This window comes from Pseudomonas sp. 9.2(2024) (assembly GCF_039695385.1).
In the GTDB taxonomy this organism is placed as follows: domain Bacteria; phylum Pseudomonadota; class Gammaproteobacteria; order Pseudomonadales; family Pseudomonadaceae; genus Aquipseudomonas; species Aquipseudomonas paraglycinae.
Genome location: NZ_CP155585.1, coordinates 1159142 through 1176445 on the forward strand (window position 1 = coordinate 1159142; position 17304 = coordinate 1176445).

Here is a 17304-nt window from a genome sequence, read left to right on the forward strand (position 1 = left end):
ATGCTGGAAACAGTCGTAGTCGTTTTTCATCTGCTGGGTGCATTGGGCGTAGTTGCTCTGGTTTTGCTGCAGCAGGGTAAAGGTGCGGATGCTGGCGCGTCTTTCGGAGCAGGTGCTTCAAATACTGTGTTCGGAAGCCAAGGTTCCTCTACCTTTCTTAGTAAGTTTACTGCTATACTTGCCGCCGGTTTCTTCATAACCAGCTTGGGGTTAGGATACTTTGCTAAAGAGAAGGCTCATCAGCTGACTCAAGCAGGTTTGCCAAACCCGGCAGTGTTGGAAGTTCCAAAGCAACAACCGGCTTCTGATGATGTCCCGGTGCTTCAAGAGCAAAAGTCGGCTACTCCAGCGACTGACGTACCTCCAGCTCAAGAGCAGAAGTAAGAAGAGTTTCAAACGTAGTATTGCCGAGGTGGTGGAATTGGTAGACACGCAACCTTGAGGTGGTTGTGCCCATAGGGTGTAGGGGTTCGAGTCCCCTTCTCGGTACCAATTAGTCAGGAGAGCCCGCTGTTGCGGGCTTTCTTGCAGGTGGAAGGTTACATTGACCCTATAAGGGATCGGTCGTATACTTCCGCCCCAGCTTTGTCGCGGGGTGGAGCAGTCTGGTAGCTCGTCGGGCTCATAACCCGAAGGTCGTCGGTTCAAATCCGGCCCCCGCAACCAGTTTAAGGAGCCCCTTTTAAGGGGCTTTTTGTTAGCTGGACACTTTCGACGCCGCTGTTCGACGGCGTTTCAAGGATGGGCGTTTCGCCCATTTTTTTATTTTGCATAGCATGCACATACATGCACGAGGGGGTTCAGGTGTCGAGCAAGCTAGAAGAGTTGCAGGCCTTGCTGGCCCCGGTGGTCGTGGCCCTAGGCTATGAATGCTGGGGTATTGAGTTTTCGGCTCAAGGTCGCCACTCAATGTTGCGCGTTTATATCGATAAGGAAGGCGGCGTATTGGTGGACGATTGCGCCATCGTCAGCCGTCAGATCAGCGGTGTGCTGGATGTTGAAGATCCGATCTCCGTTGAATACACCCTTGAAGTTTCCTCGCCAGGCATGGAACGCCCACTGTTCACTCTTGAGCAGTTTGCCAAATATGTCGGTGAACAAGTGAAGATCAAGCTGCGCTCGCCTTTCGAAGGTCGACGCAACTTTCAGGGCCTTCTGCGCGGTGTAGAAGAGCAGGACGTCGTGGTGCAGGTAGATGACCATGAGTTCCTGTTGCCGATCGATATGATCGACAAGGCCAACATTATTCCCAGTTTTGACTGAGACGCGGATCCCGCGGATCCAATGGCTTGCGAAAGGCGAGGCGTACGATGAGCAAAGAAGTACTGCTGGTTGTTGAGTCGGTATCCAATGAAAAGGGTGTACCGGCAAGCGTAATTTTTGAAGCGCTGGAGCTGGCTCTGGCCACTGCTACCAAAAAGCGTTTTGAAGACGAAGTTGATCTGCGTGTGGAAATCAACCGCCACACCGGTTCTTACGAAACTTTCCGTCGCTGGACGGTCGTCGAAGAGAATGATCTCGATGATCCGGCCATCGAAACCTGGCCGAGCAAGGTTGCTGAAACGCACCCTGGCGCCAAGGTTGGCGACGTCGTTGAAGAAAAGATCGAGTCCATCGAGTTCGGCCGCATCGCTGCGCAGACCGCCAAGCAGGTCATCGTGCAGAAAGTGCGCGAAGCCGAGCGCGCTCAAGTGGTTGACGCTTATCGCGAGCGCCTGGGAGAAATCATCTCCGGCACCGTGAAGAAAGTGACCCGCGACAACGTGATCGTCGACCTGGGTAATAACGCTGAAGCGTTGCTGGCCCGTGAAGACATCATCTCTCGCGAAACCTTCCGTGTTGGCGTGCGTCTGCGTGCGCTGCTCAAGGAAATCCGCACCGAGAACCGCGGCCCTCAGCTGATCCTGTCGCGTACCGCGCCGGAAATGCTGATCGAGCTGTTCCGTATCGAAGTGCCGGAAATCGCTGAAGGCCTGATCGAAGTCATGGCCGCATCCCGTGATCCGGGTTCGCGTGCCAAGATCGCTGTCCGCTCCAAGGACAAACGCATCGACCCGCAAGGCGCGTGCATCGGTATGCGCGGTTCGCGCGTCCAGGCCGTGTCGGGCGAGTTGGGTGGCGAGCGTGTCGATATCGTCCTGTGGGACGACAACCCGGCTCAGTTCGTGATCAATGCCATGTCGCCGGCAGAAGTGGCGGCCATCATCGTTGACGAAGATGCCCATGCCATGGACATCGCCGTTGGCGCAGACAATCTGGCTCAGGCCATCGGTCGTGGTGGTCAGAACGTGCGTCTGGCGAGCCAGCTGACTGGCTGGACCCTGAACGTGATGACCGAATCGGACATCCAGGCTAAGCAACAAGCGGAAACCGGCGACATCCTGCGCAACTTCATCGACGAGCTGGAAGTCGACGAAGAGCTGGCTCAGGTGCTGGTAGACGAAGGCTTCACCAGCCTGGAAGAGATTGCCTACGTACCGTTGGAAGAAATGCTCAACATCGACGGCTTTGACGAAGACATCGTCAACGAGCTTCGCGCTCGTGCCAAGGATCGCTTGTTGACCAAAGCCATCGCTACTGAGGAAAAGCTGGCAGACGCCCATCCGGCCGAAGACCTGCTCTCGCTTGAGGGTATGGACAAGGATTTGGCGATGGAACTGGCGGTGCGCGGCGTAATTACCCGCGAAGACCTGGCCGAGCAGTCTATTGACGACCTGCTCGACATCGACGGCATTGACGATGATCGTGCCGGCAAGTTGATCATGGCCGCCCGAGCCCACTGGTTCGAGTAATTAGGCGCGGCCTGAGGAGAGAAGTGCATGACGCAAGTCACGGTGAAACAACTGGCCGATGAGGTCAAAACACCGGTAGAGCGCCTGTTGCAGCAGATGCGTGAGGCAGGTCTGCCGCACACCGCCGCCGAAGAAAATGTGACTGACAGTGAGAAGCAATCCCTGCTGACCCACTTGAAAAGCAGCCACAAGGCGAAAGTGGAAGAACCACGCAAGATCACGCTGCAGCGTAAAACCACCAGCACCCTGCGTGTGGCTGGCAGCAAAAGCATCAGCGTTGAAGTCCGCAAGAAGAAAGTTTTCGTACAGCGTAGCCCGGAAGAAATCGAAGCCGAGCGCAAGCGTGAACTGGATGAACGTCGCGCAGTAGAAAATGCTGCCCGTCAGAAGGCTGAAGAAGAAGCCCGCGTTCGCGCCGAAGAAGAAGCGCGTCGCCAGCCTGCTGCGCCGTCCGCTCCTGCCGAAGCCGTCGCTGCACCTGCGCCAGTGGCCGAACCAGTGCGCGAAGCCGCGCCGGTTGTGGCTGCTGCCCCAGCTGCCGACACTCGCAAGCGTGACGAACAGCGCCGTCCGGACAAACCACGTGCCGACGACAACAACCGTCGTGGCGGTGGTGATGGCGAGCGCAAAAACGCTCCGCATCGCGCATCGGTCAAGGAAAAGGCTCCGGCTCCACGTGTGGCGCCACGCACTACCGATGAAGAAAGCGATGGCTTCCGTCGCGGCGGTCGCGGCAAGGCCAAGCTGAAGAAACGCAACGCCCACGGTTTCCAGAGCCCGACCGGCCCTGTCGTGCGTGAAGTGAAGATCGGCGAAACCATCACTGTTGGCGATCTCGCCCAGCAGATGTCGGTCAAGGCTGCCGAAATCATTAAGTTCATGTTCAAGCTGGGCACCCCGGCCACCATCAACCAGGTACTGGATCAGGAAACTGCCCAGCTGGTCGCAGAAGAACTGGGCCACAAAGTGACCCTGGTCAGCGACACCGCTCTGGAAGATTCCCTGGCCGAGTCCCTGAAGTTCGAAGGTGAAGCAGTTCCTCGTGCGCCGGTTGTGACCGTAATGGGTCACGTTGACCACGGTAAGACCTCGCTGCTCGACTACATCCGTCGTGCCAAGGTAGCTGCTGGCGAAGCCGGCGGTATCACCCAGCACATCGGTGCATACCACGTTGAAACCGAACGCGGCATGGTCACTTTCCTCGACACCCCTGGTCACGCCGCGTTTACCGCCATGCGTGCCCGTGGTGCCAAGGCGACGGACATCGTGATCCTGGTGGTTGCGGCGGACGACGGCGTGATGCCACAAACCATCGAAGCTGTTCAGCACGCTGTTGCTGCTGGCGTTCCGCTGGTAGTTGCGGTGAACAAGATCGACAAGCCGGGTGCAGATCTCGATCGCATCCGTAGCGAACTGTCGGCCCACGGCGTGACCTCCGAAGACTGGGGTGGCGACACTCCATTCGTTCCGGTTTCCGCGAAGATGGGTACCGGCGTCGACGAACTGCTTGAAGCTGTATTGCTGCAAGCCGAAGTCCTCGAACTGACTGCCACTCCATCGGCTCCTGGCCGTGGTGTCGTGGTTGAATCGCGTCTGGACAAGGGCCGTGGCCCGGTGGCGACTGTTCTGGTTCAGGACGGTACGCTGCGTCAAGGCGACATGGTGCTGGTCGGCTCGAACTATGGCCGCGTGCGCGCCATGCTCGACGAGAACGGCAAGCCGATCAAGGAAGCGGGCCCGGCCATTCCGGTCGAGATCCTCGGCCTGGACGGTACGCCTGACGCTGGCGACGAGATGAGCGTGGTTGCCGACGAGAAGAAAGCCCGTGAAGTGGCTCTGTTCCGTCAAGGCAAGTTCCGCGAAGTCAAACTGGCTCGCGCTCACGCCGGCAAGCTGGAAAACATCTTCGAAAGCATGGGTCAGGAAGAGAAGAAGACGCTCAACATCGTCCTCAAATCCGACGTCCGTGGTTCGCTGGAAGCCTTGCAGGGCGCTCTGAACGGCCTGGGCAACGACGAAGTGCAAGTGCGCGTGGTCGGTGGCGGCGTCGGTGGTATCACCGAATCCGATGCCAACCTGGCACTGGCTTCCAACGCTGTACTGTTCGGCTTCAACGTGCGTGCCGATGCCGGCGCACGGAAGATCGTCGAGCAGGAAGGTCTGGACATGCGTTACTACAACGTGATCTACGACATCATCGAAGACGTCAAGAAAGCCCTGACCGGCATGCTTGGCAGCGACGTTCGCGAGAACATCCTCGGTGTGGCCGAAGTCCGTGACGTGTTCCGTTCGCCTAAGTTCGGCGCCATCGCCGGCTGCATGGTGATCGAGGGTACTGTTCACCGTAACCGTCCGATCCGTGTACTGCGTGAAGACATCGTTATCTTCGAAGGCGAGCTGGAATCCCTGCGCCGCTTCAAGGATGACGCTTCCGAAGTACGTGCCGGCATGGAGTGCGGTATCGGCGTGAAGAGCTACAACGACGTCAAAGTCGGCGACAAGATCGAAGTCTTCGAGAAGGTTCAGGTTGCTCGCAGCCTCTGACTCGCGCACTTCAAGGGCCACGTCGGGCCGCCGCATGCAAGTGCGCGGCACGGCGTCAGGACTCTAAACGCAACGCCCGGTCTGGCTTTTGTCAGGCCGGGCGTTTGCCGCTTTCAGACCTTGCGGGTTTCACCGCGGGGCAGTAACAGGTAACAAATCATGGCAAAAGAATACAGCCGTACCCAACGTATCGGCGATCAGATGCAGCGTGAGCTGGCCCAACTGATCCGTCGTGAAGTCAAAGACCCGCGCGTCGGTCTGGTCACCATTACCGCTGTGGAAGTCAGCCGTGACGTCGGTCACGCGAAGATCTTCATCACCGTGATGGGGCAGGACAACGCTGAAGACATCGCGCAAAGCATCAAGGTGCTCAACGCTGCCGCCGGTTTCCTGCGCATGCAGCTGGCCCGCGAAATGAAGCTGCGCAGCGTGCCGCAATTGCACTTCCACTACGACGAAAGCGTCGTGCGGGGTGCGCACCTGTCGGCCCTGATCGAGCGCGCCGTGGCTGAGGACAATCAGCACGTGGCTGCGGCAGAACCCGAAGACACCAAGGAGTAACTCGGTGGCTCAGGTCAAACGTATCCGTCGTAACGTCAGCGGCATCATCCTGCTCGACAAGCCGCTGGGGTTCACCTCCAACGCCGCGTTGCAGAAGGTCCGCTGGTTGCTCAACGCCGAGAAGGCCGGTCACACCGGCAGTCTCGATCCCCTGGCCACCGGCGTTCTGCCGCTGTGCTTTGGCGAGGCGACCAAGTTCTCGCAGTATCTGCTCGATTCCGACAAGGGTTACGAAACCCTGGCGCAACTGGGCAAGACCACCACCACGGCGGACGCCGAAGGTGAGGTTTTGCAGGAGCGTCCGGTGACCGTTGGTCAGGCCGAAGTTGAAGCGGTTCTGCCGAAATTTCGTGGGCAAATCAGTCAGATACCGCCGATGTACTCCGCTCTCAAGCGTGATGGCCAGCCGCTGTACAAGTTGGCCCGTGCAGGCGAAGTAGTGGAGCGCGAACCGCGTTCTGTTACTATTGCGCGCTTGGAATTGCTGGCCTTCGAAGGCGATACTGCGCGTCTTGCGGTGGATTGCAGCAAGGGCACCTATATTCGCACCCTGGTGGAGGATATCGGTGAGCAACTCGGTTGTGGTGCGTACGTCGCTGAACTGCGTCGTACCCAGGCCGGGCCTTTCACCCTGGCGCAGACCGTGACCCTCGAAGAGCTGGAAGCGGTACATGCCGAAGGCGGCAACGAAGCGGTCGACCGCTTCCTGATGCCATCGGACAGCGGCCTGCAGGATTGGCCGTTGCTGCAGTTCTCGGAAGCGAGCGCGTTCTACTGGCTCAACGGCCAGCCGGTGCGTGCCCCGGATGCTCCGAAGTTCGGCATGGTGCGGGTACAGGATCACAACGGTCGCTTCATCGGTATCGGTGAAGTGAGCGAAGACGGGCGCATCGCGCCGCGTCGACTGATTCGGTCAGAATGACCGGAAACCGGTCTGTGTAACAGCAGGCCGGCGAGTGTGGCTGTCAACAGGCACGGTCACTACTCATTTATAGATACAGGGATTTGTCCCTGGCCTGTTGAAACTGTTTTTGAAACGGTTTCCTGATAAAAGGATTGCCTCATGGCTCTCGACGTTCAAGAAAAAGCTCAAATCGTTGCCGACTACCAGCAAGCTGTTGGTGACACTGGTTCGCCAGAAGTGCAAGTTGCACTGCTGACCGCCAACATCAACAAACTGCAAGGTCACTTCAAGGCCAACGGTAAAGACCACCACTCCCGTCGTGGTCTGATCCGCATGGTTAACCAGCGTCGCAAGCTGCTGGACTACCTGAAAGGCAAGGACGTGAGCCGTTACAGCGCTCTGATCGCTCGCCTGGGTCTGCGTCGCTAATCAGCGATTGCGCTATGAGGTTGGTTGTCTGTCAGATGTCAGCGGGTTTCCGCCGGCGTCCGGCAGGCTCCCAGCCTCAAGTTTTATCTGGATACACGTTTTACCCTGGACAGGCGTCGGGCCGATTCCCGGCATTGCCCAAGAATTTCGCAAGAAACCAGTTCCCCCAAGAGCCACAAAGAAGGTAGGACACCGTGAACCCGGTAATCAAAAAATTCCAGTTCGGTCAGTCGACCGTTACCCTCGAGACTGGCCGTATCGCCCGTCAGGCCTCCGGCGCAGTATTGGTCACCGTTGACGACGACGTCAGCGTATTGGTGACCGTAGTCGGTGCCAAGCAAGCCGATCCGGGCAAGGGCTTCTTCCCTCTGTCCGTTCACTACCAGGAAAAGACTTACGCTGCCGGTAAGATCCCTGGCGGTTTCTTCAAGCGTGAAGGCCGTCCTTCCGAGAAGGAAACCCTGACTTCCCGACTGATCGATCGTCCGATCCGTCCGCTGTTCCCGGAAGGTTTCATGAACGAAGTGCAGGTTGTCTGCACCGTCGTTTCCACCAGCAAAAAGACCGATCCGGACATCGCTGCGATGATCGGTACCTCGGCAGCCCTGGCGATCTCCGGTATTCCGTTCGACGGCCCGATCGGCGCCGCTCGCGTGGCTTTCCACGAAAGCACCGGCTACCTGCTGAACCCGACCTACGAGCAGCAAGCTGCCTCGAGCCTGGACATGGTTGTTGCCGGTACTTCGGACGCCGTGCTGATGGTTGAATCGGAAGCCAAAGAGCTGACCGAAGACCAGATGCTGGGCGCGGTACTGTTTGCTCACGACGAGTTCCAGGTCGTAATCAACGCGGTTAAAGAACTGGCTGCCGAAGCTGCCAAGCCAACCTGGACCTGGGCACCTGCTCCAGAAGCCACCGAGCTGCTGGCTGCTATCCGTTCCGAGTTCGGCGAAGCGATCTCCCAGGCTTACACTATCACCATCAAGGCCGACCGTTATGCGCGTCTGGGCGAGCTGCGTGACCAGGTTGTTGCCAAGCTGTCCGGTGAAGAAGGCCAACCTTCGGCTGCCGACGTCAAAGCCGCTTTCGGCGAAATCGAATACCGCACCGTTCGCGAAAACATCGTTAACGGCAAGCCACGTATCGACGGTCGCGACACCCGCACCGTACGTCCGCTGAACATCGAAGTCGGCGTTCTGCCGAAGACCCACGGTTCGGCACTGTTCACCCGTGGCGAAACCCAGGCTCTGGTAGTCGCGACGCTGGGCACCGCCCGTGACGCACAACTGCTGGACACCCTGGAAGGCGAGAAAAAAGACCCGTTCATGCTGCACTACAACTTCCCTCCGTTCTCGGTGGGCGAGTGTGGTCGCATGGGTGGCGCCGGTCGTCGTGAAATCGGTCACGGCCGTCTGGCCCGTCGTTCGGTTTCGGCCATGCTGCCAGCCGCTGACGTGTTCCCGTACACCATCCGTGTGGTATCGGAAATCACCGAGTCCAACGGTTCGAGCTCGATGGCTTCCGTTTGCGGCGCTTCCCTGGCCCTGATGGACGCTGGTGTTCCGATGAAGGCACCGGTTGCCGGTATCGCCATGGGTCTGGTTAAAGAAGGCGAGAAATTCGCTGTTCTGACCGACATCCTGGGTGACGAAGACCACCTGGGCGACATGGACTTCAAAGTTGCCGGTACCGCCAAAGGTGTGACCGCGCTGCAGATGGACATCAAGATCAAGGGCATCACCGAAGAGATCATGGAAATCGCTCTGGGCCAAGCCCTGGAAGCGCGCCTGAACATCCTCGGTCAGATGAACCAGATCATCGGCCAGTCGCGTACCGAACTGTCGGCCAACGCTCCGACCATGATCGCGATGAAGATCGACACCGACAAGATCCGTGACGTTATCGGTAAAGGTGGCGCGACCATCCGTGCGATCTGCGAAGAGACCAAGGCTTCGATCGACATCGAAGACGACGGCTCGATCAAGATCTTCGGCGAAACCAAGGAAGCGGCTGAAGCAGCACGTCAGCGCGTTCTGGGTATCACCGCAGAGGCCGAGATCGGCAAGATCTACGTCGGCAAGGTTGAGCGCATCGTCGACTTCGGCGCATTCGTCAACATCCTGCCGGGCAAGGACGGTCTGGTTCACATCTCGATGCTGAGCGACGCTCGCGTAGAGAAAGTGACCGACATCCTGAAAGAGGGCCAGGAAGTGGAAGTGCTGGTACTGGACGTGGACAACCGCGGCCGTATCAAGCTGTCCATCAAAGACGTGGCAGCTGCCAAGGCTTCGGGCGTTTAATCACCCCCGCAGTCCTAGCGCAATGAAAATGCCCCGCCGTGAAAACGGCGGGGCATTTTTTTGTCCGTGAAATATCGAGCCATTCGACGAAGTTGCCGACCTGCAAGACCAGTGCTAGGTTTAGCCCACCGCCCGTGTAGCTCAGCCGGTAGAGCAGCGCACTCGTAACGCGAAGGTCGCAGGTTCGATTCCTGTCTCGGGCACCACCTCTCCCTAATCCTTTTGAACCGGCATTTATGTTCCACAGGTCAACTTTTTGTGGGAGAGATGTAAAGAGCCGTGTAATTCGTCATGCAATCGTCCTATATTCGGTGCCTGCATGAGCATCGCTTAGCAGTTTTCAGATGATCCCGAATGGTTCCGAAGGCCGGACAGTCCGCGTCAGAGAGATCCTTGATGATCCAGATCCATCCTCCATTCCCATGATCAGCGAGAACGCCATGACCGAATTAACTCAAGAGCAACGTCACGAAGAAGCGCTTAGAAAATACATCCTGGATGTTCCGGATCTGAAGGAAGAGATCAAGGACCTGAGTCCCGATGATCAGAAAGACCAGATCCAGTGGGCGTTCGAAGACGAAGCCGAAGCCCAGGGTCTGCAGCCATGGGAATTGACCCTCAAGTACACCAGCACGCCTGAGGAGTTCGAGGCCAAGCGCCTGGAACTGCACAAGGAAGCGGCTGAAGTGCTGGGTGTCGAGTGGGAAGAGTACTGCGAGATGAACAATCTCGTCGTTTGACGAGAGCTGCCAGCTACAAGCCGCAAGCTACAAGTAAAAGCACAACCGCTTTGGCTTGCAGCTTGTAGCTCGCATCTTGCCGCTGCCCTTAAATGCTCAGGCGCATCGACAGGTCCACGGCCTTCACATCCTTGGTCATCGCGCCGATCGAGATGTAGTCCACCCCGGTCTGAGCGATCGGCAGCAGCGTGCTTTCGTTGATGCCGCCACTGGCTTCCAGTTTTGCCTTGCCGCCGTTCAGGCGCACGGCTTCGCGCATGTCATCGAGGCTCAGTTCGTCGAGCATGATGATATCGGCACCGGCGGCCAGCGCCTCCTTCAGCTCCTCCAGACTTTCCACTTCGATTTCCACCGGTTTGCCCGGGGCGATCTTGTGTGCAGCGGCAATGGCCTGCGGGATGCCACCGCTGGCGGCGATGTGGTTTTCCTTGATCAGGAACGCGTCGTACAGGCCAATGCGGTGGTTATGGCAGCCGCCGCAGGTGACCGCATATTTCTGCGCCAGACGCAGGCCCGGCAGGGTCTTGCGGGTGTCGAGCAGTTTCACCGAAGTCTCGGCAACGAAGTCCGCAAGGTACTGCGCGCGGGTCGCTACGCCCGACAGCAATTGCAGGAAGTTCAGGGCGCTGCGCTCACCGGTCAGCAGCGAACGGGCAGGGCCTTCCAGATGAAACAGCGGCTGATTCGGCGAAACCCGTTCGCCATCGCGCACCTGCCAGTGCACCGCCACCCGTGGATCGAGCTGGCGGAACACGGCATCAACCCAGGCCGTACCACTGATGACGGCGGCGTCGCGGGTGATGATGGTGGCTTTGGCCAGACGTTCGGCCGGGATCAGTTGCGCGGTGATGTCGCCGCTGCCGATGTCTTCGAGCAACGCACGGCGCACGTTGGCTTCGATTTCGGCGGTCAAATCGGCGAGACGTAGATTCGGCATAACGGGCTCCACAAACTAAGTGGCCCGATTATAGGGGCATGGCGTCGGCCAACCCAAGGCGAGAACAGCCACGCAGCGCTGCATCCGGTCGATTTTCTTTGAGCAAACCCGTTTCTGTCGTGGTCACTGCAAGGTGTCGGCGTATAGGGGAAACCCTGACGGCTCTGGCGCCGGGGACATCTTTTGCAAGATAATCCGCCTTGCATTTGACGCCATGACTTTGACGTCGGCGAATCACCGTTTCAGGAGGCTTGGATGCACAACGACGGGAATGTAGTGCCTCTGCACAAGGCCACTACCGATCAGGCGACTCACTCGCCGCTCGCCCGCCTGCCTGTGATTCTGCTTCAGGTTCGCGACAAGGCTGCCCAGCGCCTGCGCAACGGTTTGCAGGAACTGTTCGATAACGCCGACGACACCCTGTTCGAAATGGCCGACCGGGCACGCAACGACGTCGAACAGAACATTTTCTTCGAAGCCATGCGCGACCTGCGCCTCAAGCGCAAGAACATCGAGCGCGGCTTTCTCGAGCAATTTTTCGAAGCCTTTGTCGGCCTCACTCAATTCGATCCCGTCCCCACCGTCCTCTCTCATGCCTTGCAGAATGAGGACACTACCGCGCGCACCGACGACATGGAGCGCAACGTCGCGGTCGAAACCATGGTCGGCCGCGTGCTGAATCGCGACGGGTTCGCCCTCGACCAACTGACCGCGCGATTCAATGCGCTGTTGGGCAAGACCCTGGACGATCAATACAACCCGCTGGGCCCGGCGATGCTTTGCGAATACTTCTTGCAGGCCGGGCGCAATCTGGGGGTGGAGATCAAGGTCAAACTGATCCTGCTCAAACTGTTCGAACGCTATGTGCTGGCCGATACCGATCAACTCTACGCCGAAGCCAATCAACTGCTGATCGCCACGGGCGTGTTGCCCGAGCTCAAGCCGGCGCCGGCCCGTCGCGCCATCGATCAGGCCGTGGCCAGCGTGCAGAGCGAATTCGAGGGCGTCGACAAAACCCAGACCGATGCGGGCGTGCAGGAGGTCTTCGCCGCGTTGCAGGAGTTGCTGCTGCACGTGCGCGGCACCGTTGCGCCGACCCTGGAGCCCAGCGCTCCCGCCCAGCCGATTTCCACCCGCGACCTGCTGCGCCTGCTCTCGCACCTGCAGCAATACGTACCGGCGCTGGCAGTGCAGGACGATTTCGATCTGCGCCATCAGCTTGAACAGTTGCTGACCCGGGTCAGCGTGCGCAGCGGCAAATCACGAATCGTCGGCGGGGCGGACGAGGACGTGATCAATCTGGTGGCGATGGTCTTCGACTGCATCCTCGATGATCGCAACCTGCCGGACTCGCTCAAGGCGCTGATCGCCCGGTTGCAGATCCCGATGTTGAAGGTCGCGGTGATCGACAAAAGCTTCTTCAGCCGCAGCAGCCACCCGGCGCGTCGCCTGCTCAATGAAATCGCCGAAGCGGCGATGGGCTGGGGCGAGTGTGACGGCAATGCGCGCGACAGCCTGTACCTGCGCATCGAGCAAGTGGTGCAGCGCCTGCTGACGGATTTCGACGATGACCCGGCGATTTTTTCCGAGTTGCTGGCGGACTTCCTCGCGTTCACCAGTGACGAACGCCGTCGCAGCGAATTGCTTGAACAGCGTTTACGCGATGCCGAAGAGGGCCGGGCGAAAACCGAACTGGCCCGCCAGCGTGTCGAGCAGGCGCTGAATCAGGCGTTGCTGGGCAAAGTCTTGCCACCGTCGGTGGTGACGTTCGTGCAGGAGGCCTGGAGCAAGGTATTGCTGCTGACCTGCCTCAAGCACGGCGATCAGTCTGCCGAGTGGCAGGCCGACGTGCAGACCATGGAGCAATTGATCTGGAGCGTGCAGCGCCACGACGACGCCGAAGCCGGTCTGCGTCTGCTGGCACTGGTGCCGGGGTTGCTCAAGTCATTGCGCGACGGCCTGAGCAGTTCGGCCTTCGATCCGTTTGCCACCAGCGGCTTCTTCAGTGAACTGGAAGCGCTGCATGTGCGCCTGCTCGAACCGTCCAGCGAGCCGGATCAAACCGCATTGCCGGAAATGATTGAAGTGTCGCAGGCGATTGTCTTGCAGATGGCCGACGATGGCCTTCAGCCACGCACGCCGGCGCGTTTGCCGGCCGACGACGCAGGTTTGCGTCAGGTCGATCAGTTGCGCCTGGGCAGTTGGGTGGCGTTCGAAGAAGACGAAGAACACACCCTGCGCTGCAAGCTGGCGGCGATCATCGAGGCCACCAACAAGTACGTGTTCGTCGACCGCACCGGGATGAAAGTGCTGGAGCGCGAGCGCACTGAACTGGCCCTGGCGTTTCGTCGCGGCGCGGTGCGGGCGCTGGACGACACCTTGCTGTTCGACCGGGCACTGGAGTCGGTGCTCGGCAATCTGCGGCGGCTCAATCGCGGCAAGTGATCGCGCGCCGGGGGCCGATCACGGCATACTGGTCGCCAACACAGTCGGCGTTGAAGGAATCGGTATGCAGTTGGATCCCGCAAGCGGGTGGTGTCACGGGGTGCAGGTCTGCCCTTCGCCCAACTTCAATGAACGCCCGGCGGGCGAAGTCTCCCTGTTGGTCATCCACAACATCAGCCTGCCACCGGCGCAGTTCGCCACCGGCAAGGTGCAGGAATTTTTCCAGAATCGTCTGGATGTCACGGAACATCCCTACTTTGCCGGGATCGCCGACCTGCGCGTGTCTGCGCATTTTCTGATCGAACGTGACGGCAAGGTCACCCAGTTTGTCTCCTGTCTTGAGCGTGCCTGGCATGCCGGCGTTTCGGTGTTCGAGGGACGGGAAACCTGTAACGATTTTTCCGTAGGCATCGAGCTGGAAGGCACCGATGATCTGCCGTTCACCGATGCGCAGTACCAGGCGTTGACCGTGCTGACCCGGCAGATACAGGCGGCGTTCCCGGCGATCACCGTCGAGCGCATCTGCGGGCACAGCGACATCGCCCCGGGACGCAAGACCGATCCCGGACCCGCATTCGACTGGGCACGCTACCGCGCCGCCCTGGCACAAGAGGAAGGACAATGAGTTTTCTGGTGTTACTGCTGGCGGTATGGATCGAGAAGTTCTCGGCCCTGCGCCAACGGGTTCAAGGCGATGGCGGATGGATCCGCGAACTGCACAAGCTTGAAACCGGTGGGCTGGCGAAACAGCCGTGGCTGGTGCTGATTGTTCTGGTGCTGCTGCCGGTGGCGTTGCTGGGCTTGCTGCTGTTGGTACTGGAGCCGGTGGCCTATGGTCTGCTGGCGTTGCCGGTGCATTTGCTGGTGGTGATTTACAGCCTGGGGCGCGGCGATCTGCTCGGCGAACTAGGGCCATTTCGCGACGCCTGGCGCCGTGAGGATCTGCAGGCCGCCGCCCATGTGGCCAAGCGTGATCTGAACATCTGCGCCGAAAGCGGCGAGCAATTGCTGGAGCAAGTGCAACGGCATCTGTTGTGGCAGGCCTACCAGAGTTTCTTTGCGGTGATTTTCTGGTACTTCCTGCTCGGCCCGGTCGCGGCGCTGAGCTATCGCTTGCTGGCGCTGGCGGAAGAAAACGCCCAGAACCCGGCGGTGGCGGAACGGGCAGGGCAACTGCGCCACGCCTTCGACTGGGTGCCGGTACGCCTGCTGGCGGCGAGTCTTGCTCTGGTCGGCAACTTCGTCGCGGTCAGCCGGGTGATGCTGCACGAACTGCTGAACTGGAACATCAGCGCCGCCCAACTGATCAACAAGGTCGGGCTGGCTGCCGGGGAAATCCCGCCGGCCGCTGTCGGTCCCGAAGGCATCAACACCCTCGACTGCCTGTGGGAACTGCTGCTGCGGGCGGCGGTGCTGTGGTATGCCGGATTTGCCCTGTGGACGGTGCTGGCGTAGGCCGTTCCTGTGACGAGGGGGGCAATCCCCCTCGTTAACCTTAAGTTACAAAACCTCCCTTCGATTTGAGCTATACAGAGATGGCGCCCGATAGTGGCTATCTGCTGTCGCCCCGCGCCTGCCAATAAAAACAAGAAAAAACCAAGGGAGACTTCCAGTGAAGAGCTTGCTCTATCCCGCCGTCTCGCTGATGAACCGCTTGAGCTTCGGCATGAAGTTCAGCCTGATCAGCGTGCTGTTCCTGGTGCCGATGCTGGTGACCAATTTCTATCTGGTGCGCGATTCCTACCGTGAATTCCAGGGCACCCGGGTGGAGCTGCAGAGCCTCGATCTGCTGGGCAGCAGCCTGACCCTGCGCCGGGATCTGGAAACCCTCAACAATCTGGTGCAGATCAATGTCACCCTCGGCCAGTCCGGCAAGGCCGGCAATGTCGAGGCGCAGATCACCAGCCTTGAGCAAAACGTCCTGGCGCGCCTGCAAGGGCTGACTCCCATGACGGAGGATACGGAGCAGATCAAGTTCTTCGAGACCAAGCGCGATGAAATGATCGCCGCCTTCAAGGCCCAGCAAGCGGAAAACTCCCTGCAAAGCAAAAGTGCGCTGATCGGCAAACTGCTGGGCAATGCGCAGATTTTCAGCCAGATCGTGGCCAGTCAGGCCGGATTGAGTCGCGACAATCAGGGCGACATTCGCCAGCTCAGCGAGCTGATCACCGCGACCACGCCGGCCGTCACCCAGGCCTTGGGCGAAGGTCGGGCGATGGGCTCGTATTCATTGGGCCAGGGCTTTCTCAACAGTTCGTCGAGCACCCGCTTCGACGAGTTGCTGGTGCAGATCGAAAAACTTCAGGCCGAATATGGCCTGAAATTGCAGGACGCGCTGGGCTCCAGCAAAGCCGCCCGTGATTCCCTGAGTGCACCGGCCGATGCCAGCAAGGCATCGCTGAAACAGGCCGGCACACTGATCGAAGAACAAGTGGTGATGGCCGAAACCCTCGACGCTCCATGGCAGGGGTTTTATGACCAGGTCACCGGGCTGATGGACCAGACCTATCAGCTCAACGACGCCACCCTGAAATTCCTCGACACCCAATTGCAACAGCGCCTGGGGCAAAACCGTACGCACATGGTGCTGCAAGCCGTGGCGTTGTCGGTGGTGTTCGTGTTGATTTTCTATCTCTACGGCGGGTTCTACGCCTCGACTCGCGCCACCCTGAAAAACCTCGGCGCCATGATGGATAAAGTCGCGGCAGGCGACATGACAGTGAATTTCCGCGCCAACAGCCGCGATGAACTCGGCGAGTTGGGCGAAGTGTTCAACGGTACGGTGAGGAAGATCCATGACCTGATCGAACGGGTCGGCCACACCGTTGGCGAGGTCGAGCGACAGGCGGGGCAAGTGGAAAACGTCTCGGCGCAAAGCAATCAGGCGGTCGCCGGGCAACGCACGCAGATCGAGCAAGTGGCCACCGCGATGAACCAGATGTCGGCAACGTCGCTGGAGGTGGCACGCAGTGCGGCGGCCGCGGTCAGCAGCGCCCACAGCGTGAACGACGAAACCATTAGCGGTCGCAGACTGGTGGAATCGCAGCAGGGCAGCATCGCGGCACTGGCGAGCGAAATCGATCAGTCGGTGCTGGTGATCAACCAGTTGGCCAGCGACAGTCAGTCGATCAGCCGCGTTCTGGAAGTGATCAAGAGCATCGCCGAACAGACCAATCTGCTGGCGCTCAATGCCGCGATCGAGGCTGCGCGGGCGGGCGAACAGGGGCGCGGTTTTGCCGTGGTCGCTGACGAAGTCCGGACGCTGGCCAAACGCACTCAGCAATCGACCGAAGAAATCGAGCAGATGATCGCCAAGCTTCACGGTGGCGTCGGTGCGGCGGTGAAGGCCATGGGCGTCAGCCATCAGATGGCCAACGGCACGGTGGGGCAGTCAGAAAAGGTCCAGCAGGCGCTGGAAAACATCCTCGGCGCTGTCGGCATGATCGTCGACCAGAATCAGCAAATCGCCGCCGCCGTCGAGCAGCAGACCGCCGTGGCCCACGACATTGACCAGAACATCGTCGAGATCAACCGTGCCGGCGAGCGCACCGCAGAAGGTGCGCATCAGACCGAAGATGCCAGCCGCGCGTTGTCGGCGCAGGTGGTCGAGTTGAAGCAGTTGATCAGCGCGTTCCGGGTTTGACGTGTCCTG

The 17304-nt window shown here is 59.6% G+C and carries 14 protein-coding genes and 3 tRNA genes; 16 read left to right on the top strand and 1 reads right to left on the bottom strand.

Annotation, left to right across the window (positions count from 1 at the left end):
- The 12 genes from secG to ABFB52_RS05130 all read left to right on the top strand — a co-directional run bounded on the left by secG (position 1) and on the right by ABFB52_RS05130 (position 10270).
- Positions 1–384: a preprotein translocase subunit SecG gene (gene secG, locus ABFB52_RS05075; RefSeq protein WP_011332406.1), complete on the top strand. Its 384-nt coding sequence runs from the start codon at positions 1–3 to the stop codon at positions 382–384.
- 22 nt (positions 385–406) lie between these two features.
- Positions 407–492, top strand: a tRNA-Leu gene (locus tag ABFB52_RS05080).
- 97 nt (positions 493–589) lie between these two features.
- Positions 590–666: transfer RNA gene (locus ABFB52_RS05085), tRNA-Met, on the top strand.
- Positions 667–804: 138 nt separating this feature from the next.
- Positions 805–1263, top strand: a complete 459-nt coding sequence (rimP, locus tag ABFB52_RS05090; RefSeq protein ID WP_039769696.1) for a ribosome maturation factor RimP — start codon at positions 805–807, stop codon at positions 1261–1263.
- A gap of 47 nt (positions 1264–1310) precedes the next feature.
- Positions 1311–2792, top strand: coding sequence for a transcription termination factor NusA (nusA, locus tag ABFB52_RS05095; protein WP_003221546.1), 1482 nt, complete (start codon positions 1311–1313; stop codon positions 2790–2792).
- Positions 2793–2819: 27 nt separating this feature from the next.
- Positions 2820–5336: a translation initiation factor IF-2 gene (gene infB / locus ABFB52_RS05100; RefSeq protein WP_007953742.1), complete on the top strand. Its 2517-nt coding sequence runs from the start codon at positions 2820–2822 to the stop codon at positions 5334–5336.
- A gap of 159 nt (positions 5337–5495) precedes the next feature.
- The gene (rbfA, locus tag ABFB52_RS05105; RefSeq protein ID WP_007953741.1) at positions 5496–5897 is read left to right on the top strand and encodes a 30S ribosome-binding factor RbfA; all 402 of its coding nucleotides are present in this window, start codon (positions 5496–5498) and stop codon (positions 5895–5897) included.
- A 4-nt stretch (positions 5898–5901) separates the two neighbouring features.
- Complete coding sequence (gene truB / locus ABFB52_RS05110; protein WP_129972371.1) at positions 5902–6819, top strand: tRNA pseudouridine(55) synthase TruB; 918 nt, start codon at positions 5902–5904, stop codon at positions 6817–6819.
- 141 nt (positions 6820–6960) lie between these two features.
- The gene (gene rpsO / locus ABFB52_RS05115; protein ID WP_011332409.1) at positions 6961–7230 is read left to right on the top strand and encodes a 30S ribosomal protein S15; all 270 of its coding nucleotides are present in this window, start codon (positions 6961–6963) and stop codon (positions 7228–7230) included.
- A gap of 194 nt (positions 7231–7424) precedes the next feature.
- A complete protein-coding gene (gene pnp / locus ABFB52_RS05120) occupies positions 7425–9530 on the top strand; it encodes a polyribonucleotide nucleotidyltransferase (RefSeq protein WP_011332410.1) in 2106 nt (701 codons plus the stop codon).
- A gap of 130 nt (positions 9531–9660) precedes the next feature.
- A tRNA-Thr gene (locus tag ABFB52_RS05125) sits at positions 9661–9736 on the top strand.
- 234 nt (positions 9737–9970) lie between these two features.
- Positions 9971–10270 (top strand): DUF6388 family protein, encoded by a 300-nt coding sequence (locus ABFB52_RS05130; RefSeq protein ID WP_039769697.1) that lies wholly within the window; start codon positions 9971–9973, stop codon positions 10268–10270.
- 88 nt (positions 10271–10358) lie between these two features.
- Here ABFB52_RS05130 and nadC read toward each other — a convergent pair whose 3' ends face one another.
- Positions 10359–11207, bottom strand: a complete 849-nt coding sequence (nadC, locus tag ABFB52_RS05135) for a carboxylating nicotinate-nucleotide diphosphorylase (RefSeq protein ID WP_007953729.1) — start codon at positions 11205–11207, stop codon at positions 10359–10361.
- A 255-nt stretch (positions 11208–11462) separates the two neighbouring features.
- On the opposite strand from nadC, the gene ABFB52_RS05140 reads away from it, so the two are divergent.
- The 4 genes from ABFB52_RS05140 to ABFB52_RS05155 all read left to right on the top strand — a co-directional run bounded on the left by ABFB52_RS05140 (position 11463) and on the right by ABFB52_RS05155 (position 17295).
- Complete coding sequence (locus ABFB52_RS05140) at positions 11463–13652, top strand: DUF1631 domain-containing protein (protein WP_129972370.1); 2190 nt, start codon at positions 11463–11465, stop codon at positions 13650–13652.
- Positions 13653–13716: 64 nt separating this feature from the next.
- Entirely contained in the window at positions 13717–14277 is a 561-nt protein-coding gene (gene ampD / locus ABFB52_RS05145; protein ID WP_011332414.1) for a 1,6-anhydro-N-acetylmuramyl-L-alanine amidase AmpD, read from the top strand.
- Entirely contained in the window at positions 14274–15107 is an 834-nt protein-coding gene (gene ampE, locus ABFB52_RS05150; RefSeq protein WP_085746887.1) for a regulatory signaling modulator protein AmpE, read from the top strand. The genes ampD and ampE overlap by 4 nt, the downstream gene beginning before the upstream one ends.
- Positions 15108–15264: 157 nt before the next feature.
- Positions 15265–17295 (top strand): methyl-accepting chemotaxis protein, encoded by a 2031-nt coding sequence (locus ABFB52_RS05155; RefSeq protein ID WP_129972369.1) that lies wholly within the window; start codon positions 15265–15267, stop codon positions 17293–17295.
- Positions 17296–17304: the final 9 nt, after the last annotated feature.

Coding starts and splice junctions, on each gene's coding strand:
- nusA (WP_003221546.1), top strand. CDS start 1,311: ATGAGCAAAGAAGTACTGCTGGTTGTTGAGTCGGTATCCAATGAAAAG.
- ABFB52_RS05140 (WP_129972370.1), top strand. CDS start 11,463: ATGCACAACGACGGGAATGTAGTGCCTCTGCACAAGGCCACTACCGAT.
- ampE (WP_085746887.1), top strand. CDS start 14,274: ATGAGTTTTCTGGTGTTACTGCTGGCGGTATGGATCGAGAAGTTCTCG.
- rbfA (WP_007953741.1), top strand. CDS start 5,496: ATGGCAAAAGAATACAGCCGTACCCAACGTATCGGCGATCAGATGCAG.
- infB (WP_007953742.1), top strand. CDS start 2,820: ATGACGCAAGTCACGGTGAAACAACTGGCCGATGAGGTCAAAACACCG.
- rpsO (WP_011332409.1), top strand. CDS start 6,961: ATGGCTCTCGACGTTCAAGAAAAAGCTCAAATCGTTGCCGACTACCAG.
- ampD (WP_011332414.1), top strand. CDS start 13,717: ATGCAGTTGGATCCCGCAAGCGGGTGGTGTCACGGGGTGCAGGTCTGC.
- nadC (WP_007953729.1), bottom strand. CDS start 11,207: ATGCCGAATCTACGTCTCGCCGATTTGACCGCCGAAATCGAAGCCAAC.
- secG (WP_011332406.1), top strand. CDS start 1: ATGCTGGAAACAGTCGTAGTCGTTTTTCATCTGCTGGGTGCATTGGGC.
- ABFB52_RS05130 (WP_039769697.1), top strand. CDS start 9,971: ATGACCGAATTAACTCAAGAGCAACGTCACGAAGAAGCGCTTAGAAAA.